We start from the raw sequence: 22,727 nt of genomic DNA, 5'->3' as shown, positions 1-22,727 counted from the left end.
GAAGGGCTATCAGTGCCAAGCACGGACGGCAGTGGCGAAGGCCGAGAGGTAGGCACGTCCATACTCACTGATCATGCTCTCGGGATGGAACTGCACCGACCACACGGGCTCCGTGCGGTGGCGCATCGCCATCAGCACACGGCCTTCACCCACATCAGCGCAATAAGCCGTCGGGACAAGGCAAGTCGGGAGGCTCGCCTCGTCGACCGCCCAGCTGTGGTAGCGCCCGACGAGGCTTCCCGTGGGGATAGCACCGACGAGGTGATCTGCAGGATCTGCTACAACAAGTGCGGAGGCATGCCCGTGGCGAGGCGTAGGGAGCTGCACCAGCTCAGCGCCGTAGTGCTCGGCAAGAGCCTGATGCCCGAGGCAGATACCCAAGATCGGCTTTACTCCCACCTCGGCACGGATGAGAGCCTGCATACGGGGGAACTCACTCGGCACGCCTGGCCCTGGGGAGAGAATGAGCCCATCGTGCTCGGGAAGCGAAGAGAGCTCGAGCTCACCCTCGGGGATAACCTCGAAGGTGAGCTCGGGGAGTGAGCGCAGGAGCTCCACGACATTATAGACGAAGGAGTCGCGGTTGTCAATGACTAAGAGGTGTACCGTGGAGCCCATGGTACACGCTACTTGAGATTACGCCCCGTGACGTGCGTGGGGCCGACTTGTTCGCGCTTATCCTGGAGATATCGGGGGTGGTAAGCACCTGCAGGGAGGCTCTCCAGCGCATCGCGGTTAGCCAGACGTGCAGCCACGACCTTGTCCGTCATCGAGGTAGAGATCGCCCCCACGACGATATCCATGAGGGTACTCAAGATGCCCCGTCCTCCTTGGTCACTACTCAGATCCACAGCGCCCTCGAAGCGACGGGAGAAGAGCATCTCACCCGTCTTCGTAGAGCGCAGGAGGTACTCGACATCGATCTCGATCTTCGAGCGCAGGGCGACCTTCTCCCAGCGATGGATGATGGTGAAGAGGACGGCGTCTGCACCGAAGACGCGGTAGAAGGGCGCGACGTTCCCCTGGATGAAGTCCTCGGCATTGGCGGCACTCTCCTGCTCCATCAGCTCCTTCGCGAGGAAGGGTGAGAAGACGTAGTAGCCACGCTCAGCCAGCGGCTTGAGCAGCGTAGCGTAGAAGTTATCCTTCAGCTCGACCTGATTGGTCTCGTTGATCGTGGGCATAATGACGATGGAGCGGGGATTCTCCCTGTAGAGCGTGGCATAGGCGTCCTCACGGCGCTGCGTCTGCTCACCCAGAAGTCCACAGGAGGAGAGGAGTACCAGCGAGGCGAATGCCCCTACGGCCATAAAGGCTCGGTGTAGTCGGATCTTCATTTCTTCAGCTGCTTGATGAGACGACGGACGAAGACGGCACTCTCGGGGTACAGCTCAGCTTCCTTCTCGAGGAGCTTTACGCCTCGCTCGGTATCGCCTTGCTTAGCTAAGAGGTAGCCGTACTCCGCGCAGAGCCCTGGAGGAGGCATCTTGCGCAGGCCTTCGGGCTGAGTGATGAGCTTCTCGTAGACCATACCGAGAGCCCTAAGGCGCTCGGGGGTGGGATTCTGTGCGACGGCATAGGCCGTCTGCTCATAGTCGCCCCACGAATATAATGCTGGTGAGGAGCCACAGCTCGAGAGGAGTCCCGTAAAAAGTAGGAGTGCGGCGGCGGTATAAGTGAACTTCATCAGTTGCAAAAGAGGATCTACGATTTACTGCACGGTGATGGTCTTCGCGGCTCGGCTGGAGACGAAGATCTCCTTGGAGAAGAGCGTGCGCCCCTCGGCATCTCGGACGATGACCGTATGGCGCCCTGGGGTGATGGTGATACGCTTTGCGTGGCGCGTGACAGCGTCGGGGCGAACGGCCACGATCCCCACAGCAGAGACATCGTCGACTAAGACAAAGACCTTCTTGCCGACGTAGGCACTCGAGGAGGCTACGACGATATAAGACTCATCATTGAGCCCGCCCGAGATCGACGAGGTCGTCCCGCAGGCTGTCCCAGCGAAGAGGAGGGCAAGGAGGGAGAGCAGACCGACGGCCCACTGCTTGTAGAATGGTTGCTTCTTCATAATCGCTGCGGTCTTACTGCTGTACATAATAGTTGTCTAAGGCGCCCTTATCGAAGCTCCCCGAGACGACACTGACGATAGCGTACTGCGTATCGGGCGTATCGCCATCGACGGACTCTACGCGCAGCTGTGCTACGGGCTTACCCGCCAGATAGAAGGAGACACCCGTCTGAGGGTTCTTCACTTGCTTGCCACGCTTGTAGAGCGTGAAGGTATCTCCAGGACGAATGCCCTGAGCGGCCCCGCCTGCGATGATGATACCATCGGCATCAGCATTGATGAGGTAGGTGCGCCAAGGCTTGTCGGTGCACTTATTGATGATGTTCTCGACGAGCTGATCGATAGCCCCCGAGATGGCCTTATCGCTGAGGGTGGCGTCATAGCCAGCCTTACCGCCAAGACCCAGAGTACTCTTACTCGTCGTCTGAGCCTGCCCCTTACCTTCCTCCGAATAGATGACTTGCCCCGTCGCGACGTCGACGATACGAATGCTCACACCCGCCTCTACCGTCTGACTCTTCTCCGAGGTGAAGAGGCCATCCCGACCAGTCGTCTTGCGGCCGAACTCGGTGATCGAGCCAAGGATAAGGTAGTCAGCACCGATACGCTGACCCTGCCCAGCCTTGAGCTCTGCCTCCAGCTTCTCCGAGTCACTACGCTCGAGGAGGATGAACTTCCCCGAAGCGTTGAGCTTCGTCATAAGGATATCGAGGGCCTGCTTCGCCATAGGATCATTGTCGCGCTCGTAGAAGATGCCCTTGCCATACTGCGTCTCGTTGGAGAAGCGCCCGACGGCGACCTTCCACTTGAGGCTACGCGCATCGGCAGGGTGAGCGTTATTGACCCCAGGATGAGCGATGACTCGCTGGGGCTCTTGTGCAGTAGCGTAGCCAAGCCCCGAGAGGCCTGCCAGCGCTACGAGAGAAAGCGTCTTAAGTACATTCATAAGGCACTGTATATCTATAAGTGAGGTTTGTATCGTACAAATGTAGTGATTAATAGCGGTAGAGCCCTGAGTCTACGCCTATACAGACGAAGCTCTATACCACAGCTTGAGTGCAGATGGATCCTATGTGATACAGACCTATATTGGTCGGCGGGCTGACCTATATTGGTCGCAGACGTGACCTATATTGGTCGAGAAAGCAACCTATATAGGTCAGCCCGCCGACCAATATAGGTTCGCACCACCCTCCCCTACAGAGCCGTCATCACACACAGATAAAGACAAGCCCCCCAGCTCACTGAGAGCTGGGGGGCCTATCCTGTATAGAGCTAAGCTGTGCGCTTAGTAGTCGGGGTTATTCTTACCGAAGTTGGGGTTACGGTCGATGACCCACTGAGGGATGGGGAGGTAGCGGAAGTGAGGCTTGAAGATGCGGTTCTCCACGAGCTTAGCTTCAGCAGGAGCAGAGGGATTGATCGTAGCACGCGTCTCAGGATTCGTACCCGTCATATCGACAGTACCTACCATACGCTGCAGCGGACCATTGAGGACCGTCTCAGCGATCATCTTGCCGTCCGTACCCTTCCAGCGAAGGATGTCAGCACGACGGAGACCTTCGCCAGCGAACTCTACGGAGCGCTCGCGACGGATCAGCTCACGGAGCTTATCCTTCGTACTGTACTTCGTCTGGTCGACAGCAGGCATACCTGCACGCTGGCGCACGAGGTTGATCTTAGCGTACACATCAGCCGAAGGACCATTCAGCTCGTTCTCAGCTTCAGCATATGAGAGGAGGACCTCAGCATAGCGGAAGACGATAGGGCTGGCATTCGTAGACCACACGTCTGCATACTGATTAGCAGGAGCGGTGTACTTATTCCAAGTGAGCCCCGTCTTAGAGCTGTTGTTCGCGCTTTCGGGATAGTCCTCGTTCTTCTTCCCACCAGGCAGGGTCTGGTCGAGGGTATTGTAGATCGCGGTCTTCCCCTCGGGCGTGATGTAGTTCGCACCTGGGTAGCAGACGGTCATAGCCATACGAGGGTCACGATCCTTGAAGGGATGCGTGGCATCGTAGCCTGAGCCCGACTCATCCGTCGTCAGCCCCGTCTTCATCTCATAGAGGTTGATGAGGTTGGCTGTTGGCACCATCGAAGACCAGCCCCCGACAGAGTTATTGAGCATCGAGCCGATAGAGGTGTAGTGAGGCTTCACCGTCTCGAGGTACTGCACAGCAGCGATGATCTCAGCAGAGCCTTGACCTGCGATGGTGAAGAGCTTCTGGTAGCTGGGCTCGAGGCTGTAGACGTTGAGATCGATGATCTCCTTAGCCTTCGCCTTAGCGACCTCCCAGTCACCATAGTAGAGCGCTTCGCGCATACGGATAGCCAGAGCAGCACCCTTACCTAAGCGACCTCGCGTGACATTAGCCTCGAGGTCGGGGATAGCTTCATCCAGATCCTTAGCGATGTAGGCACGTACCTCAGCCTCGGTCTTACGGGGCAGACGAGCTTCGTCAGCATTCTGAGGGAGCTCGATGATGGGTACACCACCATAGAGGAAGTTCATCATAAAGTACTTATAGGCACGGATCACCTTAGCCTCAGCGATGATGCGCTTCTTCTGCGCCTCAGGCATGTTGGGGATCTCTTCGATCTGCTTGAGGAGGAGGTTACAGCGGCCGATGGTACCATAGCCATAGAAGGAGACACCTGGGCTGGTGGGGCTCATCGTCCCGTTGCCGATAGAGCGGAAGCCTTCGTGAGCGTGGAAGCTAAAGCCAAAGTCCGAGAGGCAGTCCATGTAGAGGATCGTACCACCACTCTCCCAGCCATCATAGCAGCCGACGAGGAACTTCTCAGCGTCTTCGGGAGTCTTCCAAGCGGTCTTCTGAGAGAGCTGGTTGCGGGGGGCTGTATCGAGGAAGCCCGAGCAGGAGACACTACCAGCCGTCAAGAGGCCAGCCAGCAGGTACTTATATAGGTTGTTCATTATCGTAGTCACATTAGAAGGATACGTTCAGCCCGAAAGAGTGCGTACGCAGCAGAGGGTAAGAGGAGAGACGGTGGCTCGTGGCCTCAGGGTCGATGTTACCGCGCATATTGTCCAGCGTGAAGAGGTTCTCACCAGAGTAGTAGACACGCAGGGAAGAGACACCGAGGTTCTTCAGGAGACTCTTAGGCAGGGTGTAACCCAGCTGGAGGTTCTTCAGACGCACGTAATGCGTGTCCTGCAGCCAGAAGGTCGAGCTTGCTTCGTTGTGGTTAGCCTGACCAGCGAGGTAGATGCGAGGCATCTTGCCCGAGGGCTTGTCTGCGCTCCAGGCATCACGCCACTCAGTAGAGGGGTGACCCGTATCCCCACCGAAGGCACCGAAGACCTCAGAGCTGTAGAGGCGAGAGGCAGCTGCGACACCGCTGAACATGGCAGAGAGGTCGAAGGCACGCCAGCCCAGGTTGAAGTTCATAGCGAACGTATAGGCGGGATCTACAGGATTAGAGAAGATACGGTCCTTACCATTGATCTTGCCGTCACCATTGACGTCCACATAGCGGATATCACCAGCCTGAGGGCGAGAGCCGAAGGGCGTGCCATACTTAGCTACGAAGGCATCTGCTTCTTCCTTGGACTGGAAGAGCCCATCAGCCTTGTAGATGTAATAGGTGTCGTAGGAGTGACCGATGGCATTACGGATAGCACCATTGTCCATGTACTCGTTAGCACCGAGGTTGAGGATCTTATTCTTGTTGTAGGTGAAGTTACCGCCTACGCCGAGCGTCCAGTCACCGAAGTTCGTCTTGTAGTTCAGTGCGATTTCGACACCCTTATTCTCCATCGCACCTACATTAGCGTGGTAGGGCTTGAGAGGGAACTCAGAGGGGACGTCAACCTTCATCAGGATATCGGTCGTCTTACGAGCGTAGAAGTCAACTGACCCAGTCAGCTGTCCAGCGAAGAAGCCGAAGTCCAGACCTACACCGACGTTGCGGCTCTTCTCCCAGCTGATATTGTTCAGCTTGAGGTCGGTCTGTGCATAGCCAGAGGTAAGCGCACCACCGAAGGGATAGGTCGCGCCGATATTGTAGGTATTGAGTGCAGGATAGTAGTCATTGAGAGCTTCCTGATTACCGAGGAGACCCCACGAAGCACGGACCTTCAGGTCGCTCAGTACAGGATAGAGAGGCTTCATGAACTCTTCCTTCGAGAGGCGCCATGCACCAGAGAAGGAGGGGAAGTAACCCCAGCGATAGCCCTGAGCGAAGCGCGAAGAGGCGTCAGCACGGAAGTTCGCTTCGAGGAGGTACTTGCCGTCGAAGTCATAGTTCAGACGACCGAACCAAGAGAGCATACGCAGCTGAGCTGTCGTACCATTGTTCTCCTGCGTAGAGGAGGAGCCAGCGCTCAGGTCGGTGAGGTCGTTCGAGGGATAGTCCTTACGCTTGCCCTGCATATACTGCGTGAAGAAGTCTTCAGCGTGCCACCCGAGGAGGGCCTTGAAGTTGTTCTTGCCAAGGCTCTTGCTGTAGTTAGCCAGTGCATCGAAGTTTGCACGCGTCCAGAGGTAATAGCGTTCGTCCAGATTGTTGGGCGCACTCACCTTGTGGTCGTTGTACTTGATGAAGGGGACGAAGGCCTTGTAGTGCTGCAGACTGGCTACATAAGCTACGTTAGCCGTGAGGGTAAAGCCATCGAAGAGATGGAAGTCGATACCCCCAGTAGCAGAGATGTTGTGGTTGTCGCGGTCGATGGTCTGACCTGAGTCAAGCCAAGCCAGAGGGTTACCGTCACCCGTCGTACCCCAGCTCTTACCGTCCTTACTACGGCCGAGGATCCAAGGTGCGACGATATTCAGCTGGCGGATGATCTGATCAGAGCCACCAGAGACGTAGGAGTTATTGGGGTCAGCGTACTTATTCTTGATGTAGGAGAGGCCGAGGCGAGCCGAGATGAGGCGGCTGAGGGTGAGGTCAAGATTCGTACGAGCATTGAACTGATTACGCTTAGCGTTGGGGAGAATACCGGACTGTCCGAGGTAACCCAGCGAAGCCATATAGCGGACCTGCTCCGAGCCACCATTGACACTCACATTGTGGTGCTGCATAAGAGCCGTACGGAAGGCCAGATCATACCAGTGGGTATCGGGGTGCCCCTCGGGGTCACTGCCGTCCTGGAACTTCTTGAGGTCCTCGTCAGAGAAGCGAGCTACCTTACCAGCAGCTACCATCGCCTTGTTGTAGAGGGTAGCGTACTCGAAGGAGCCCATACGGTCCATCAGGCGCGTAGCGCTCTGCATACCCACGCTACCCGAGTAGCTGACGCGAGCCTTACCAGACTTACCGCGCTTGGTGGTGATGAGGATGACCCCGTTAGCAGCCTTCGAGCCGTAGATAGCTGCGGAGGCAGCGTCCTTCAGGACTGAGATGCTCTCGATATCGCTTGGGTCAAGCATATTGAGCGTCCCAGACTCGAGACCGTCGATGAGGATGTAGGGATTTGCGTTGTTCAGGGTACCCGTACCACGGATGCGGATCTTACCACCGTCGAGACCTGGAGCACCGTTGGTAGCGGTGACGGTCAGACCTGGGACGAGACCTTGCAGACCATTACTGAGGTTCTGAATGGGGCGAGCTTGTACCTGCTTCAGGTCAAGAGCAGTCACGGAACCAGATAGGTTAACTTTCTTCTGCGTGCCATAGCCCACGACGACGACGTCACTGAGCTGCTGTGCTTCTTCCTTGAGCGTGATCTTGATCTGCGTCTGCCCTGCTACGGCTACCTCACGAGCTTCGTAGCCCAGATAGCTCACACGGAGGATGGCATCACGCTGTACTCCCGATAGGGTGAAGGCGCCCTTGGCGTCCGTCATAGCCCCTTGCTTGGGATTCTTCTTCACGACTACTGTGGCTCCAACGATGGGCTCATCTTTGGTATCCACTACGGTGCCGCGGATGGTCAGCCCCTGTGCCATAAGCTGTGGGGCCAGGTAGATCGCCAGGATCAGTAGCCAACCGACCCAGAGAGACCTAAGGATGAATGTTTGTTTCATACACTTGGGATTTGTGAATTTGATTAGTGGTATGTCGACATGCCACTCGGCTGCGGTGGCACGGTGTTCGCTCCCGAAAGCGTCTTCATGGTGGGAGCGAGTGATGCACCTCTCGCTCGAGGTGCATCGTGGTATTCGGACGATGTATTTCGATTCAAACTTATAAAAAATACTTATTCATTCCTATTATAGAATTTTCTAAGTATAAGTATTCTCTCTTTTTGCTTGTAAGTAAGGCTTTTGGGTAGAGGAAGGAGGGCGGAGGGATAGGGGTACTTAGCACCTCTCTGGAGTGTGTCATAATCAAGGCTTTACGAAGGCAAAAAATCGACCAGTACTGGTCACTGCTCCGACCAGTACTGCTTCGATGTGTGACCAGTACGAGTAGCGATTAGTGACCAGTACTGGTCACCTCGCCGACCAGTACTGGTTCGTTTTGCCCCCCTCGGCAAAGCTGATATTATAGGGCGTATTCACCGCTCGCTCTGCCCTTGGGCTATTCGGCTCCATTATGATAGTAGTTCGTGGACGAAGCTGAAGAAGTCGATTTGCAAACGACTACTGGTCTGCATGCGGATGACTATTGGTATGGGGGTCAAACCACTATTCGTTTCGTATGCAAACCACTATTCGTTCGTACATCGAACCACTATTGGTTTGAGTGCGAACGACTATTGCACCGAGCCTTACCCCAACAGCTTCACGCCCCGATTACGAAGCCATCACCCTTCCATAAGCTCTCAAAAGGGGAAGCTCAAGTGCAATTCTATACTGAACATCAGCCACTTATATATCGACAAAGCTTGTGCGGATATGCCATAAGTGCAGGCAATTCCATATCTTTGCGACCGCCTCCATAGTGAGGTAGATAGGCTGCGCACCCTATACCATATTATATATAGCGGTGCGACCGCCGGAAGGACTTTCCCCAAGCTATCCCCTATAGCAGACAAAAACCTTCATCCCCTACCCCGTGTTGGGATAAGGGGGTGTATACCCCACAAACGATAAACGAACGGTAAGACAACACCCATGACAAAGAAGATCATCGTGGCCATCGACGGCTACAGCTCATGTGGCAAGAGCTCTATGGCACGTACACTCGCGCGTGCAATCGACTATATCTACGTCGACACAGGCGCGATGTACCGAGGCGTCACCCTCTTCGCCCTCAGACGCGGCTTCATCCGCGAGGGCGTGATCCAGGAGGCAGAGCTTCGCGAAGCCCTGAACGAGGTATCCCTGAGCTTCCGTCAGAGCCACGAAGGCGCCACACCCGAGCTCTACCTCAACGGCGAGAACGTCGAGAAGGAAATCCGCACGATGGAGGTCGCCTCCTTCGTCAGCCCCATCGCCGCACTGGGCTTCGTACGTGAGTTCCTCACTGCCCAGCAGCAGGCCTTCGGCGCTGAGGGCGGTATCGTCATGGATGGCCGAGACATCGGCACCGCTGTCTTCCCCCAGGCAGAGCTCAAGGTCTTCGTCACGGCTGACCCCGTCATCCGTGCAGAGCGCCGCCTTGCCGAGCTTCGCGGCAAGGGCGACAGCAAGATTACCCTTGAGGAGGTGCTGGAGAACCTTCGTCAGCGTGACTACATCGACACGCACCGCGAGGTAGCTCCCCTGCGCCAAGCTGAGGATGCACGCGTCCTCGACAACTCCCACCTGACCCACGACGAGCAGGATGCCCTCCTGCGCTCCTACTTCGAGGAGGCTCTCGCCAAGGCGTAGTCCAGTCTTCCTCTCCCACTCCTTATCCCCACGCATGTATCCCAAGATCGAAATAGACCAACAGTCGGGCTTCTGCTTCGGCGTCATCAATGCAGTCAAGCACGCCGAAGAAGAGCTGAAGAAAGATGACAAAGAGCTCTACTGCCTCGGCGACATCGTACACAACAACCAGGAGGTAGACCGCCTGCAGGCCAAGGGCATGCAGACGATCGACTACGAGGCCTTCAAGAAGCTCGAGGGGAAGCGCGTGCTCTTCCGTGCCCACGGGGAAGCACCAGCCATCTATCAGCTCGCTCGTGAGCGCAACATCGAGCTCGTCGATGCTACTTGCCCCGTCGTGCTTGCCCTGCAGAAGAAGGTTCGTCGTAAGTTCGCCGAGCTGGATCCCGTGGGTGGTCAGATCGTGATCTATGGGAAGAAGGGCCATGCCGAGGTCAATGGTCTCGTCGGCCAGACCGATGGGAAGGCCATCATCGTGCAGAGCCCCGAGGATATCGAGCAGATTGACTTCACCCGCCCCATCGCACTCTTCTCACAGACGACCCAGTCGCTGACGGGCTTCCACGAGCTTATCGACACGCTCCGTAGCCGTATGATCGGTGATGCCCGCTTTGACTTCCAGGACTCGATCTGCCGTCAGGTATCCAACCGTATGCCCCACATCCAGGAGTTCTCCTCCCAGCACGAGCTGACGGTCTTTGTGGCAGGGGGCAAGAGCTCCAACGGCAAGGTGCTCTTCAGCTACTGCCAGAAGGGCAACGAGCGAAGTATCTTCGTCTCCTCTCCCGATGAGATCCAGCCCGAGATGCTCCAGCCCCTACCACAGAGCATCGGTATCTGTGGGGCGACCTCCACGCCTATGTGGCAGATGGAGCAGGTAGCCAGCCGTATCCGCGAGATACTCGGGATGCCTGAGCCAGAAACAGCCATCAGCGAATGAGCATCGACAGCGAGCGACTCGAGGAGTACATCCTAAGTCACACGACCCCTGAGAGTCCCTACCGCCAGCGACTCTGGAGAGAGGCTCATGTGCGCCTCCTGCGTGCTCGTATGCTCTCTGGACACCTGCAGGGCAACCTCCTTCAGATGCTCTGCCGTATCTCGGGAGCCCAAAAAGTCCTTGAGCTTGGCACCTTCACAGGCTATGCTGCGCACTGCTTGGCCGAAGCCCTCGGCGAAGGGGGTGAGGTCCATACCATCGAGTCAGATGATGAGATGGAGGACTTCATCCACGAGTTCCTCGACGGCACGCCCTACGCCCACCGCGTCCACCTCTACCTCGGAGATGCGCTCACGATCCTCCCCGAGCTCTTAGAGAAGCACAGCTTCGACCTCGTGTATATCGACGCCAATAAGCGCGAGTACATCGATTACTATGAGCTCATCCTCCCCCACCTCCCCTCGGGCGCCCTCATCTTAGCGGACAATACCCTCTGGGACGGTAAGGTCATCGAGGAGCCGACTCCCACCGACCAGCAGACGCAGGCGATCCTCGCCTTCAATGACTATGTGCAGCGCGACCCCCGTGTCGAGAACCTCATCCTCCCCCTACGTGACGGGCTAAGCCTCATCCGTAAGCTATAAGCTCCCCCCCAAGCATATACAGCAGCGCCCCATGATGCAGATGGCATCATGGGGCGCTGCTGTATATAAGGTATAGGGAGGCGTGAGCTATAAAGTAAGGGGGGTAGAACGAAGCGTACATAATGATACCTCCGATCAATACCCCTTAAATCGCTGATTGTCGGGACGTTCGTGGAGACGATAGGCAAGTGTTCCTGCAAAACGAAGCGTTACATTTGGGTTACATTGGTGTTACATTGACGGGCTTCGGATGGCATTATAAGGCGGTATGTGTTACATCCGAACACTGAAGGGCTGAGATAGCCCCATAGAACGCCTACAGAGGGCGCAAACGCTTGAAATAGGCGGTTATAGCAGGACTTATCCTCTATAACCGCCTATGTTGATTATGAGCTCTTCTAGCCCTCCTTTCAGCAATCTTATGTCTTTCACTATTCCTCTAACAAATGCACTTAGGTGGTCACTTAGGTAGTCCACTTAGGTAGTCAATACCGATAAATTTAGGTGGTCACTTAGGTGGTCAAATCGTGTAAATTTACACGTTCAGTCTGCTATGGCGTTGCAGTTAGAAGAGTTATAAAATGCTCTTTTTGTTGTGAGTTGATGGGGGTATTACTATACGGAACCAAGTGCAAACTCTTTATATTCAAGCGAATACAAGCTGTCTACAGGTTGAGATCCATGTGTTTTGACAGCATCTTATGGAGCATCTCGATTTGCTTATCCTTCTCAGCCATCTGTCTATCCTTTTCCCCCAGCTGTTCTCTGAGGGTCTCTAGAAGGGTGGTTACGCTCGTATTTCCCTCGGAGAAGGATCCACAGTTATCTAGGCAGGAATGAGTATAGGTCACCTTAGCTCCATCTTTAGCCATGACATTGGCTTTACCGCCAATGATGGAGGCTTGTGCTCTAGCAACATCCTCCTCTCCCGTAAGTAGCCAGTGTGCAGATATATCGGGGTAGGTACGGACTATGACGGACAAAATTTCTCCTCCAAATTCACTATGAGCAGATTTTCCTCGGAAGGATGACTCTGAAACCCCCGTTTCAGAAAAAAAAGATGACAATCTTATCCCTTTATCATCTAGATACTTACGAACCCTACCCTTGATTGGTGCGATAAATTTATTCGTTTCCTCTTGCATCCGTAGAAATTTACTCGTTACTTTGCAGTGTTGTTAAGACTTAACAACGTGTAAAGATAGACAGAAACCGATTAGAGACAATAATCACATGGCAACAACTATGCAACGACACATTGAAGTGGGTGCCGATGTCCGCAAGCGCATCATGCAGGAGCTGGACATCTCTGAGGGTGGGCTATCACTCGCCCTCAACTACAAGCGAGACGGAGAGGATGCAAAGAGGGCACGTGCTCTGGCTCTCGAGCTAGGCGGTGAGGTCTACTGCACCATACCAGAGTGCGAGACGATACACGACGCTGACGGGCAGATGATCCAGGTCTTCAGCAATGGCGCACGGCTCATCATTGACAAGGGTAACAGCGAAGGACGCATTGAGCATAATGGGCGAGTAGTCAGTCTCTGCTACCACGTGACCATCAATATGCTTGATGGGCTCCAGACACTAGCCTCCAATCTCTAAGACTATGCTTCAGCACTACGGAAAATCCATGGTGATAGACCTTGCCGACCTCATTGAGGATCGACGAACTTCCGATAACCAGTCCGAGTGCTTAGCTCCCGTCATTGTCTATGCAAACTACCAAGCAATGGTTCGCAGAGGCAAAATTAAGGTTGTGCGTCAGGGTAAAGGCAAAGGCAACTCAGCGCTCATCGACTACGACAGCTTGCCCCGAGACCTCCGAGATAAGGTAGATCAGCGAATTGGGAGCGATGCCGTCCATGTAGCGGTACTCCGCAAGTGGTTCAGCGACCACTACCAGCGGGATCGCCAAGCTCAGGAGTACTATCCCAAGCGCCTGCGGGAGCTTAACCTCACCCTCTCTCTTGAGCGCATAGCCCAGCTGACAGAGGAATACATCGTGAATGCGTCGGTACTACAGAGCGTACGGAGCTTGCAAGCGGACATACGCCTCTTGAAGCGAGTGATGGGAGGTAACAAGAAGGTACGCTGGGAACAACTGGCGAGTGCTATCGGCTACTATCGTCAAGAAGTTGGGCATACGCTCCCACAGAGTGCCCCCCGCTTTAGGAAGGCACTGCGAGAGTTTGAGCAGAAGGGCTACGAAAGTCTCATAAGTAAGAAGTTCGGCAACCAACAGACTCGCAAGGTCGATCACGACACGCTCCGCCTCCTCCTTGCCATCGACAACGATGACACCCGACCATACAATAGCACGGTGGCAGACCGCTACAATGACTTCGTCGAAGGCTTGGTAGCTATCTACAATCCCGAGACAGGTGAGCTGTACGACAATCGCCAGTACAAGCCCCTCTCCGCCTCTACGGTTGCCTTCTACCTCAATACCCCTGAGGCAAAGGCACTGCGAGGTAAGGTGCACGATGATTATCAGACATGGCGAGGCAAGCACCAGCCCTACGTGATGCGTAAGCGCCCAACGATGTCCCTCTCAAAGATCTCCCTGGACGACCGAGACCTCAAGATTAAGGTCAACTGGAGAGAGCAGGGTATCAGCGAGACCGTCAGCCTGAAGATCTACGTGGCTTACGACTTGGCAAGCCAAGCAATCATCGGGTATGCCTTCTCGGGGAAGAAGCGCCACGACATCTTCATCGGCTGTCTGCGTTCGACCTTCCGCACGCTCCTCTCGCTTGGGCTACCTTGCCCACATGAAGCAGAGGTGGAACAGCATCTGGTATCGGACTTCCGCACCTCTCTGATGGCGGACGGGGCACTGTTCCCTAAGGCGCTCTTCTTGGCACCAGGGAACTCGCAGGCAAAGGGCGCTGAGCACTTCAACAGGCTCTTTAAGTATGAAGTAGAGAAGGAATTTATTCCGAACACGGGGCGACACTACGCACGCTTGGAGGCTAATCAGACCAGCGAGGAGAAAAGCTTCGACGAGCATAATGACCGCTTCAAGTCGAAGGTGTGGGCTTACGAGGATGCCGTCGCCTTCTATGAGGGGTTGATACGAGAGTACAACAACTCACCGCATACGAATGAGGCATACTGGGGTGGTCGCACCCGCTGGGAAGTCCTCCAGGAGTCGGTCAACCCCGAACTAGCAAGCATCGACAAGCACCGTTTAGCCGTCTTGCTCGGAGAGCATCGAGCAACCTCGGTGCGTCGAGGGGCTATCAAGGCGAACTACCGCTCCTTCTCCCTTTCGCCCCAAGCTATCGGGAAGCTTAAAGACCGCAACGGTAAGGTAGATGCTTACTGGTGGGAGCAGGAGGAAGGGCAGATGGATGAAGTCTACGTCTATGAAGGCGGGCGGTACATCGAGACTGCTGTCGAGGTCGAACGCTTCAACGAGGCATCGATCGAGCAGACGGCGGAGGATCGCAAGAAGCTACACGGACAGCTACAGCGTGTAAAGTCCTTCGACAACTACATCACGGAGCGCCTGCCGAGCAAGGCACGCCTGCTGAAGGAAGAGACACACCGAATGCTTACTGACCTCGAGCCTCAGGAGGTGGTCACGTTACGACGTGGCGAGGATGGTGAGCTCCACGACGAAAACGAAACAGAGGACTGGCTGGTGACCTCCTCCGAGGTCGATGACATCCGAGCGAGAGCGCTAGCAGACCTGTAAGAATAGTAATCGAACACTAATTAAATCAGATTAGAAATGGAGTACAACGGAAAAGACTACTGGACTCGAGAGGAGCTTATCGAGACGTTCGATGGAGGAGGGTTCAATGAACTGGACAAGGAAGGTGCCTTTGGTATCGCCCTATGCATCCCCGAGATCTACGATGGAATAGTCTACGACTTTGAGAGATTCAGCTCAAAAGTTAAGTCGGCACTGACGATGCAATCCTTCTGTCCCGACTAGCCATGAAGATGACGGTGGTATTTGAGCCCTGCTATATGTGGGATGACCTCAAGAGGGTCTTTGGCGAAGAACGAGCCAAGCGACTACGAAAGAGAGGCTCCTTTGGTAAGGCTTATAAGAGTGACAGCGGGGAGATCTACTTCGAAGAAAAGCACTTCACCCGCTGGGCAAAGAAACTAATCAAGGAATTATGGAACTAACGAAAGAACTCAAGGGGCGCACGCTCGAGGCAATACTCGCCGACCGTGCTAACTACCCCAGCGATAGCAAGCACGCTACCGCCCTCGGCATCTCGCCCAGCGTGTACAATGTCTTGAAGAAGGGGAAAGTCGAGAAACAGCTGAGTGAGACTGCTTGGCTGAGCATCGCCCGACGACTCAACGTGCCCCTGCGTGGCGAAATCGAATGGAAGGTTGCACCAACCGCCACCTTCGACTACGTCACGGGACAGCTCGAAGCCTGCCAGGAGCGAAGCCTCTCTGCCCTCCTCTGCGACCTGCCGAACATCGGTAAGACCTTCTCGGCTCGGCAATACGCTCGGACGCATAAGAACGTCGTCTACGTGGACTGCTCTCAGGTCAAGACGAAGGTTCGTCTGGTGCGACAGATTGCCCTTGGCTTTGGCTTGGAAGCCAAGGGGAGGTATGAGGAGATCTACGCTAACCTCATCTACTACGTCAAGAGCCTCCACCAGCCCCTGATCATCCTTGATGAGGCGGGAGACCTGCAGTATGAAGCCTTCCTCGAGCTTAAAGCCTTGTGGAATGCCTTGGAGAACGCTTGCGGATGGTATATGATGGGCGCAGATGGCTTGCGAGCAAAGATTGAGCGAAGCATCGACTGTAGAAAGGTCGGCTATACCGAGCTCTTCTCCCGCTTCGGCGATGCTTACCGCCAGGTGACTCCACTCGATGGGGAGGAGCGCAAGAACTTCCTCCTGCGCCAGGTGGTCGAGGTGGCAAAGCTCAACGTCCCCCAAGGGGTGGATGCTGTAAGTCTGGCACGCAAGTCAGGAAGCCTGCGCAGGGCTTACACCGAGATTGAGAAGCTCAAACTACAAGCGGGGGCATAGCGATGGAAAGAGCCTACTCACCCTCCGAGATACTCCGCAAGAAGATCCCCAGCATCCCCTTCGAGGGGGTGTGGCGGGATGCCTTCGGGGAGCCAGGACGTACAGGTGTCTGGCTTATCTGGGGAGAGAGCGCCAATGGGAAGAGCTCCTTTGCGATGCAACTGGCAAGAGAACTGACTAAGCACGGTAAGGTAGCCTACAACTCGTTGGAAGAGTCCCTCTCCCTCTCCTTCCAAAACAATATGCGCCGATGCCGAATGGAGGAGGCTCGGGGGCGCTTCTTGATCCTCGATAGAGAGCCGATAGAAGCCCTCACCGAGCGCCTCAAGCGCCAACGCTCCCCAGACTTCATAATCATCGACTCCTTGCAGTACACAGGGATGAACTATAAGGAGTACAAGAAGCTCAAGGAGCAATTCCCTAACAAGCTCTTCATCTTCGTATCGCACGCCGATGGGGAGAAGCCCAAAGGGTCAACCGCTGTCAGTGTACAGTACGATGCCGACATGAAGATCCTAGTACAGGGATACCGAGCAATATGCAAGGGACGCTTCATGCCCGAATCAGGTAAGCACTACAGCATCTGGGCATCAGCAGAGGCTAAGTACTGGGGGCTTGAAACAAATGAAAATGAATCTCAATATTAACGTGAATTAAAAGGAACCGATGGACTACTTAATCGGAGCTACTCTCGGGGCAATGCTTCTACTGCTCTTTGCCGGCATCTCTACTCATAAGGATGAAGAAAAATCACATGCACAGAGTGATGAGGACGAATCAGATTGTCAAAGCCTTCGAGAGGAGAATGCTCGACTGAAGAAGGAACTGAGTGAGCTCGAGGAATCTCATTCTTTTACGATAGCACTGTTTGAAAGAGCCTTGATAACTAATGCAAATAAAAGCAACGAAATCAAAGTGCTTCTACAACAGAAAGAGGAACTCCAAAAGGCGCTCCTGGAGCAAGGCAATAATCAGACGGGAGATAGTGATGTCGAAGCGTAATTCTTATGCCTCCTTCTATGCCCTCCTAGGGACGATGCCTGGTGCATCTAAAGAAGAACTGGTCTTACAGTGGACGGGAGGACGCACCAGGTCACTACGGGAGATGACCGATGATGAGTACAATGCGATGATCAGGGATCTGAGGCGACAGGTAGAGTGCCTTGATGACAAGCGAAAGGCTCGCTCAGCAGTACTGAGGCAATTCCAGCTCTATGGCATCGACACCACCGACTGGGATGCTGTTGACCGCTTCTGTTGTATCCCCCGTATAGCAGGGAAGCCCTTCCGATACCTCACTATCCCCGAACTGAAGGCGCTCCGAGTGAAGATGCTGTCAATACGCAATAAGGCAGAGCTGAAGGGCTATGAGCAGCGCAGGGCGGCGTTAGGTGCCGAGATCACCAAAGGACAACTACCTAACTAATGACACATGGGACGAATAGACAAGGCTGCCAAGCGTCATCTTGAGCAGTCCTACCAGCAGGATATCGAGATGTACGAGCAGGAGCGTGACGAGCTCCTCCAGCGAATACGAGCCGACACGGCGACGCCAGCTGAGCGAAGTCGATATAACGCGCTCGGCTGGAAGATCGAAGCGGTGCGACAGCGCATGGACAAGCGCTACCGCGATGGAGTAGAATCACCCATTAAAATCATGCAATAAGTAAGATGGAACAACAAGAAAACAAGACGGTGGCTATCACCGAAGAGCAGCTGGCCGAGTACCAGCGTCTCAAAGAGCAAGAGCAGGCACGCGCAGAAGAGCAGCGCGCCAAGAGTGAACGCGAGGACTTCCGTCGTCTCTCCGCGCAGGCAGTATCCGAGACATTCGGAGATCTGAAGGCGGCGAGTGAAGCTCTCAAGTGTGCGAAGATGCGTGTCCTCTCCACATTCAGCTCGCTTCTGGAACTTAAAATCTCCCTCATCGGGGGGAAAGAGCAGGGGCAGCACACCTTACGAAATGAGGAGGCTAATCAGCGCATCACGATTGGGAAATATAAAAAGGTCTCCTATGACGCAACGGCAGACGCTGGTATCTCCCTCATCGAAGAGTCACTCGCGTCGATGGCTGATGGAGAGAAGTCGCAGAAGCTCGTGCGCATCATCCTCGACCTACTCTCGCGTGATGGCCGCGGTCAGCTTCAGGCGGAGAACGTCATCCAGCTTGATAAGTATGTCGAAATGGTGGCAGACCCACGCTTTGCACGAGGCGTGACCATCATTAAGGAAGCCTTCTTATCCGAGTGGACGCGTGTCTTCATCCGTGCTGAAGAGAAGGACGAGAAGGGCAAGTGGGTGAACATCCCCCTATCGATGGTCGAAGTATGACGTACACTCTCACACAGCAGCTCTCCCACGGCGAATTGTGGGAGAGCTGGGATCCCACCCGCACCGAAGATGAAAACGGATGCCATTTGCTCGCCTTAACCCCAATGGGTCTGGCTTCGCTCCGAACCATGGGCGAAGAGCGAACGTGGATAATAGAGGTTGGCTGGTCATTTCGGAAGTTCTCCGCATCCAGCGAAGAGAAAGCGATATATATAGCTACAGAGTGCTACCGCCGAACAGAGAGAGCAGTCGTAAAAGCATATATTGAGGGTCTTAAAGTTAATCTCGAGAAGATTGATGAACACGGCTCCGTATATGCGGGGGGATATATGATTCGTAAAGGCGTGGAACTTGTGGATTTACCCCGTGACCAAGAGCCGACCGAAGAGATTCAGACACGAGATGTCTATGTCCTTAGCCTAAGAGGTAGTGAGTTGGGGAAAAACACTGACTACCATGTGTGGGAAGATGAGATCACTTCAGCCTTCCAGTACGAGTTGCTGAAGGCTCTTAACCTAGTATAAGAAAAGTATGAATAAATGGTATTTGTGTACCGTCGCCTATGAACGTCAGGGCGACGAGATGGGACTTAGAAAGGTCTCTGAAAGTTATCTAGTGGATGCCCTCTCCTTCACGGAGGCTGAGGAGCGTATCATCAAGGAGGTAACACCCTTCGTTTCGTGCGGGGTGCTCGAAGTGGTGAACATCCGCCCGATGAGATTGGCAGATATGCTGATCAGCAACAACGGTAGCAACTACTACCGCGGGAAGGTCAACTTGATCACGCTGGATGCGAGCTCGGGGCAGGAGCGTAAGACCTCCGTGGCAATGGTGGTCAGAGAGGACTCTTTGCTCTCGGCAGCGACACTGCTGGAGTCTCACCTCAGCGAGAGCCTCTCCTCGTATGAGATCGTCGGCATTGCAGACCTCGGCATCCTCGGTGTGTATCAGTATGTTGCACCTAAAGAGACGGACGTATGATTATAGCTGTTGACTTCGACGGCACACTCTGTGAGAGTGCCTACCCCAGTATCGGAAATACGATGCCAGGCGCGAAAAAGAGCCTCGAAGAGCTCCGCGAGAAGGGTCACTACATCATCATCTGGACTTGCAGAACAGGAGAGCTGCTTGTCAACGCGATCAACTGGCTCCTGGAGGAGGGCATCCCATTTGACCGAGTGAACGACCACGAGCCTGAGAACCTTGCGATCTATGGCGATGGGGGCAAAAAGGTCTACGCCAATGTCTACATCGACGACAAGAACCTCGGAGGCTTCCCTGGCTGGTATGAGACGATGCGCCTGCTAAGATCGCATCCCGACTACTAAGCAGACCTACAACGATTGAGGGGGCGTGTGGCAACAGCTACACGCCCCCTCAAGTATTTGCTGTGAGAGGTATATTGGAGGTATCTTTGTGGTAGATAATCCCCACCACATCAGTAATATGCCCAAGGGTCGAAGTAAAGAGCTCATAGAGCAACGCAACCAAAAGCTGTACCAGAGGTATCGCTACCTATTGGATGTTCGTCGTATGCGCTACTCTGCGGTATTCGAGATCCTGGAGCAGGAATTCTTTATTGCCGAGGGTACAATCTTACATATACTGCGCTCCATTATTAACGGCAAAGATACTCCTTCAGAGGCTCCGAAGAGGGAGTTTACGGGGTTTCGTGGGCCGAGGAAGAGAGCTGTATGTGAATCGACGGAGGAGCTCCAGCCCACCCTATTTGAGGGGTGATAACCTCCGAGATACGGCAGGTGTACACCTCTTGGTAGACTTTGATGCCATGATTCCAAGTGTAGAATTTGCTCTCGACGCGTGTAAGCCCCGATGACTCTGTGGTCGGACGAAATCCCTCTAGTAGCCCATGTAGCCTTTTACGCAAGTCCTCTCGCTCAATGATGCGTCCTTCAGTGCCACTCCCGCTGTGAGTGTCATCGTAGCAGTCAATGATGAGGCGGATTTTGAGGCGAGCTTCGCCCATCTGGCTCTTACCAGATAGTTCGCTCCAATCGACCTGCTCAAGGTCTATCAAGACGGCTGGATAAGTGATCGGGTACATCTCTCGCCCGTCGTCATCGATAACCTCCAGTTGACCGTAGTCCTCGTCAACCAAGCTGAGCTCGGGTAATCCCCCTGCTACATGCTGTATTATAGGTAAAATAAGATACTCCATAGCTATTCTTTAAGCGCGTTGTCGCTAACCTTGTTAATACTCTTGATGATCTCTTCGTTTATACGCTCGCGTAGCTCCTTACTCTCGCCGATGAATTGACGCTTGGGCATACGCACCTTGATCATCAGCTTGTCACGTGCGCCTAACGCTATGCGCTTCCACTTCTCGGCAGCCTCTCCCCCCTTGTCTCCTCCTGCGTGGTAGTACTGTGCCCAGAAATACTTACGCATCTTTGGTGTGACCGTAGGATTAGATATGAGCATACCGCCTTCATTGTGGATGCGGGCATAAGGGACGGGGTTGTAAACCAGTACAGATGCCCTACTCGGCACAGCCTCAATGCTACTCATCAAGTGGTTGCGTGCAGAGGTGAGCGTGCGGTACTGAGCTGAGGTGCTTGACCCTCCCTCTCGCTGGGCACGCTGCCACGGACGCAAGCCTCCATCAACGAACCCAGACTGTCGGAAGTTAGCCTTGTAGTGTTGCTTCGCCAGGACCGCAACCCTGCGAGGTAAGACTACATTGATCTCCTTCTCGTACTCTGCGGTGAGGCGGGCAATGACCTTAACGAGTTTAGCGGATTGCATTTACATATATATTGATTATATTTGTGGTATCCCGAAAGGGGGAGGAGAGGGGTCGTAAGATTCCACTCCGATATCCACAGGGGGCTGGAGCTTGTTGCTTCAGCCCCTTATTTTATTTTGATAATCTCGCGGCTGGGGAATATCTCCAGTTCTTCGGGGGTATCCATCCAGAAGAAGTAGATCGGCTTATCCTTAAGTAGCTTCTGCGTTTTGAGGCAGGTCGTAAGTTTATCGTATGCACGTCCGCCTCGCTCCTCTAAGCGCACAACAACCGTCTTAGCTCCCTGGGAGCTGAATGCATACTTGAGCTGCTCCTCGATAGCGCCTCCCTGCTTGCCTGAAAAACACTTGATCTCACAGCTGATCCCATTTAGTAAGATATCGTAGGTTTTTCCCTGTGTTCGACCGCTCTCCCCAAGGTAGACTATTGCGAACCCATGCTTGGCCATGACCTTAGCCGTCTCCAGCTCCTTGATGAATTTCTTTCGCTCGGTAGAGTTTACCTTGCCTTCCTTGATCCTTAAGCGCTCCGTCACGACGTACCCTCCTGAATCCGAAATAAAGGTGTGCTCCCATCGGTCAAGGGGGTACTGCTCGCTGAGCTTGGCCTGGAAGATCTTAAGATCGACATGCGGGCAATTATGGCAGTCCTTGACACGATTAGAGAGGTGCTTACGCACCCACCCCTTAATACCCTTAGAGGAGTAGAACGGGCACTTGGCGCAGCTCTCGGGATAGTAAGGGTGCTTATTCGTGATGAGCCCCTTATAGGCGGGGTTTCCCTCAAGCCCGCGCTGTGCCTGATGCTCTGGCTTTGCAGCCTCCTTGCGCTCTTGTGGATCGAGACGCTGCACATCAGCATCGGTGGCATCCAGGGAGCACTTGCAGTTCCACCTGTCACCTGGCCGATGCTCTTGCCAGAAGGGGTCATCCACGGGGAGGATGACGGGCTTCGACCAGAATACCTGATGGCTTGACTCGGGAGATACCGATGTGGTAGGCATCCACTGTAGGTTGGGGAAGATGTCCTTATTGGCCTCGAATTCGATCCAGTCGGCCGCCTGATGAGCACGTATGACAGCGGTGTCGTACTCGGTGCGAAGCCACGAGCCTACCTGATGGCGAGCGATGGGTGCAACAGCCTTGCGCCACTCCTCGAAGGAGCGGAGCTTCCCGTCCTCACCGATAAGACGCTCCGCCATCTTTGTTCCCATTGCGTGGGTCTTGAAGACG

General features: G+C 54.5%; 27 protein-coding genes. 16 read left to right on the top strand and 11 right to left on the bottom strand.

Translation table 11 applies throughout. The annotated features are described in order from the left end of the window. Positions 1 to 9: 9 nt before the first annotated feature. From KO088_RS00445 to KO088_RS00415, 7 genes are all read right to left on the bottom strand, one after another. A complete protein-coding gene (locus KO088_RS00445; RefSeq protein WP_215492843.1) occupies positions 10 to 618 on the bottom strand; it encodes an anthranilate synthase component II in 609 nt (202 codons plus the stop codon). Positions 619 to 626: 8 nt separating this feature from the next. Next, complete coding sequence (locus KO088_RS00440) at positions 627 to 1,337, bottom strand: GNA1162 family protein (RefSeq protein WP_215492842.1); 711 nt, start codon at positions 1,335 to 1,337, stop codon at positions 627 to 629. Further along, the gene (locus KO088_RS00435; RefSeq protein WP_215492841.1) at positions 1,334 to 1,687 is read right to left on the bottom strand and encodes a DUF4810 domain-containing protein; all 354 of its coding nucleotides are present in this window, start codon (positions 1,685 to 1,687) and stop codon (positions 1,334 to 1,336) included. The genes KO088_RS00440 and KO088_RS00435 overlap by 4 nt, the downstream gene beginning before the upstream one ends. Before the next feature lie 24 nt (positions 1,688 to 1,711). After that, positions 1,712 to 2,074, bottom strand: a complete 363-nt coding sequence (locus KO088_RS00430; protein ID WP_251419682.1) for a hypothetical protein — start codon at positions 2,072 to 2,074, stop codon at positions 1,712 to 1,714. A gap of 13 nt (positions 2,075 to 2,087) precedes the next feature. Further along, positions 2,088 to 3,020, bottom strand: a complete 933-nt coding sequence (locus KO088_RS00425) for a CsgG/HfaB family protein (RefSeq protein WP_215492839.1) — start codon at positions 3,018 to 3,020, stop codon at positions 2,088 to 2,090. A 342-nt stretch (positions 3,021 to 3,362) separates the two neighbouring features. After that, on the bottom strand, positions 3,363 to 5,009 hold the full coding sequence (locus tag KO088_RS00420; protein ID WP_215492838.1) for a RagB/SusD family nutrient uptake outer membrane protein: 1,647 nt from the start codon (positions 5,007 to 5,009) through the stop codon (positions 3,363 to 3,365). A gap of 13 nt (positions 5,010 to 5,022) precedes the next feature. Further along, positions 5,023 to 8,064, bottom strand: a complete 3,042-nt coding sequence (locus KO088_RS00415) for a SusC/RagA family TonB-linked outer membrane protein (RefSeq protein ID WP_215492837.1) — start codon at positions 8,062 to 8,064, stop codon at positions 5,023 to 5,025. A 1,032-nt stretch (positions 8,065 to 9,096) separates the two neighbouring features. Here KO088_RS00415 and cmk point away from each other — a divergent pair. From cmk to KO088_RS00400, 3 genes are read left to right on the top strand one after another with little or no spacing between them, the layout of a single operon-like run. Continuing rightward, on the top strand, positions 9,097 to 9,795 hold the full coding sequence (cmk, locus tag KO088_RS00410; RefSeq protein ID WP_044114155.1) for a (d)CMP kinase: 699 nt from the start codon (positions 9,097 to 9,099) through the stop codon (positions 9,793 to 9,795). 34 nt (positions 9,796 to 9,829) lie between these two features. Further along, positions 9,830 to 10,735: a 4-hydroxy-3-methylbut-2-enyl diphosphate reductase gene (locus tag KO088_RS00405; protein ID WP_215492836.1), complete on the top strand. Its 906-nt coding sequence runs from the start codon at positions 9,830 to 9,832 to the stop codon at positions 10,733 to 10,735. After that, the gene (locus tag KO088_RS00400) at positions 10,732 to 11,379 is read left to right on the top strand and encodes an O-methyltransferase (protein ID WP_215492835.1); all 648 of its coding nucleotides are present in this window, start codon (positions 10,732 to 10,734) and stop codon (positions 11,377 to 11,379) included. The genes KO088_RS00405 and KO088_RS00400 overlap by 4 nt, the downstream gene beginning before the upstream one ends. Positions 11,380 to 12,044: 665 nt before the next feature. On the opposite strand, the gene KO088_RS00395 is transcribed toward KO088_RS00400, so the two are convergent. Continuing rightward, complete coding sequence (locus KO088_RS00395; RefSeq protein WP_215492834.1) at positions 12,045 to 12,524, bottom strand: hypothetical protein; 480 nt, start codon at positions 12,522 to 12,524, stop codon at positions 12,045 to 12,047. Positions 12,525 to 12,624: 100 nt separating this feature from the next. Between KO088_RS00395 and KO088_RS00390 the strand changes: the two genes are divergently transcribed. The 13 genes from KO088_RS00390 to KO088_RS00330 are packed head-to-tail and all read left to right on the top strand — an operon-like array spanning position 12,625 to position 20,056. After that, entirely contained in the window at positions 12,625 to 12,984 is a 360-nt protein-coding gene (locus KO088_RS00390) for a hypothetical protein (RefSeq protein WP_215492833.1), read from the top strand. 28 nt (positions 12,985 to 13,012) lie between these two features. Then, positions 13,013 to 15,082: a hypothetical protein gene (locus KO088_RS00385; RefSeq protein ID WP_215492831.1), complete on the top strand. Its 2,070-nt coding sequence runs from the start codon at positions 13,013 to 13,015 to the stop codon at positions 15,080 to 15,082. Positions 15,083 to 15,118: 36 nt separating this feature from the next. Beyond that, positions 15,119 to 15,325 (top strand): hypothetical protein, encoded by a 207-nt coding sequence (locus KO088_RS00380; RefSeq protein WP_215492829.1) that lies wholly within the window; start codon positions 15,119 to 15,121, stop codon positions 15,323 to 15,325. A gap of 2 nt (positions 15,326 to 15,327) precedes the next feature. Beyond that, positions 15,328 to 15,525, top strand: coding sequence for a hypothetical protein (locus KO088_RS00375; protein WP_060935350.1), 198 nt, complete (start codon positions 15,328 to 15,330; stop codon positions 15,523 to 15,525). Next, positions 15,516 to 16,397 (top strand): AAA family ATPase, encoded by an 882-nt coding sequence (locus KO088_RS00370; protein ID WP_215492828.1) that lies wholly within the window; start codon positions 15,516 to 15,518, stop codon positions 16,395 to 16,397. Before KO088_RS00375 ends, KO088_RS00370 begins: the two co-directional genes overlap by 10 nt. A gap of 2 nt (positions 16,398 to 16,399) precedes the next feature. Continuing rightward, entirely contained in the window at positions 16,400 to 17,044 is a 645-nt protein-coding gene (locus tag KO088_RS00365; protein WP_215492827.1) for a P-loop NTPase family protein, read from the top strand. Positions 17,045 to 17,063: 19 nt separating this feature from the next. Further along, the gene (locus KO088_RS00360; protein ID WP_215492826.1) at positions 17,064 to 17,399 is read left to right on the top strand and encodes a hypothetical protein; all 336 of its coding nucleotides are present in this window, start codon (positions 17,064 to 17,066) and stop codon (positions 17,397 to 17,399) included. Further along, positions 17,386 to 17,823, top strand: coding sequence for a hypothetical protein (locus KO088_RS00355; RefSeq protein ID WP_215492825.1), 438 nt, complete (start codon positions 17,386 to 17,388; stop codon positions 17,821 to 17,823). The genes KO088_RS00360 and KO088_RS00355 overlap by 14 nt, the downstream gene beginning before the upstream one ends. A gap of 6 nt (positions 17,824 to 17,829) precedes the next feature. Next, complete coding sequence (locus KO088_RS00350) at positions 17,830 to 18,063, top strand: hypothetical protein (protein ID WP_215492824.1); 234 nt, start codon at positions 17,830 to 17,832, stop codon at positions 18,061 to 18,063. Positions 18,064 to 18,068: 5 nt separating this feature from the next. After that, a complete protein-coding gene (locus tag KO088_RS00345) occupies positions 18,069 to 18,728 on the top strand; it encodes a DUF3164 family protein (RefSeq protein ID WP_215492823.1) in 660 nt (219 codons plus the stop codon). Then, a complete protein-coding gene (locus KO088_RS00340) occupies positions 18,725 to 19,252 on the top strand; it encodes a hypothetical protein (protein WP_215492822.1) in 528 nt (175 codons plus the stop codon). Before KO088_RS00345 ends, KO088_RS00340 begins: the two co-directional genes overlap by 4 nt. Positions 19,253 to 19,259: 7 nt before the next feature. Next, the gene (locus tag KO088_RS00335) at positions 19,260 to 19,709 is read left to right on the top strand and encodes a DUF4494 domain-containing protein (RefSeq protein WP_215492820.1); all 450 of its coding nucleotides are present in this window, start codon (positions 19,260 to 19,262) and stop codon (positions 19,707 to 19,709) included. After that, positions 19,706 to 20,056: a Cof-type HAD-IIB family hydrolase gene (locus KO088_RS00330; RefSeq protein ID WP_215492818.1), complete on the top strand. Its 351-nt coding sequence runs from the start codon at positions 19,706 to 19,708 to the stop codon at positions 20,054 to 20,056. The genes KO088_RS00335 and KO088_RS00330 overlap by 4 nt, the downstream gene beginning before the upstream one ends. 332 nt (positions 20,057 to 20,388) lie before the next feature. Here KO088_RS00330 and KO088_RS00325 read toward each other — a convergent pair whose 3' ends face one another. From KO088_RS00325 to KO088_RS00315, 3 genes are all read right to left on the bottom strand, one after another. Continuing rightward, positions 20,389 to 20,907: a hypothetical protein gene (locus KO088_RS00325; protein ID WP_215492816.1), complete on the bottom strand. Its 519-nt coding sequence runs from the start codon at positions 20,905 to 20,907 to the stop codon at positions 20,389 to 20,391. Between the two features lie 2 nt (positions 20,908 to 20,909). Continuing rightward, the gene (locus KO088_RS00320) at positions 20,910 to 21,494 is read right to left on the bottom strand and encodes a phage virion morphogenesis family protein (protein WP_215492814.1); all 585 of its coding nucleotides are present in this window, start codon (positions 21,492 to 21,494) and stop codon (positions 20,910 to 20,912) included. 107 nt (positions 21,495 to 21,601) lie between these two features. Then, complete coding sequence (locus tag KO088_RS00315) at positions 21,602 to 22,708, bottom strand: phage head morphogenesis protein (protein WP_215492813.1); 1,107 nt, start codon at positions 22,706 to 22,708, stop codon at positions 21,602 to 21,604. Positions 22,709 to 22,727 lie beyond the last annotated feature (19 nt).

It is taken from the genome of Porphyromonas bobii (genome assembly GCF_943169685.1).
Lineage (GTDB): Bacteria > Bacteroidota > Bacteroidia > Bacteroidales > Porphyromonadaceae > Porphyromonas > Porphyromonas pasteri.
Note: the sequence above shows the minus strand (reverse complement) of the source record. Positions and strands in the feature narration are given on the sequence as shown.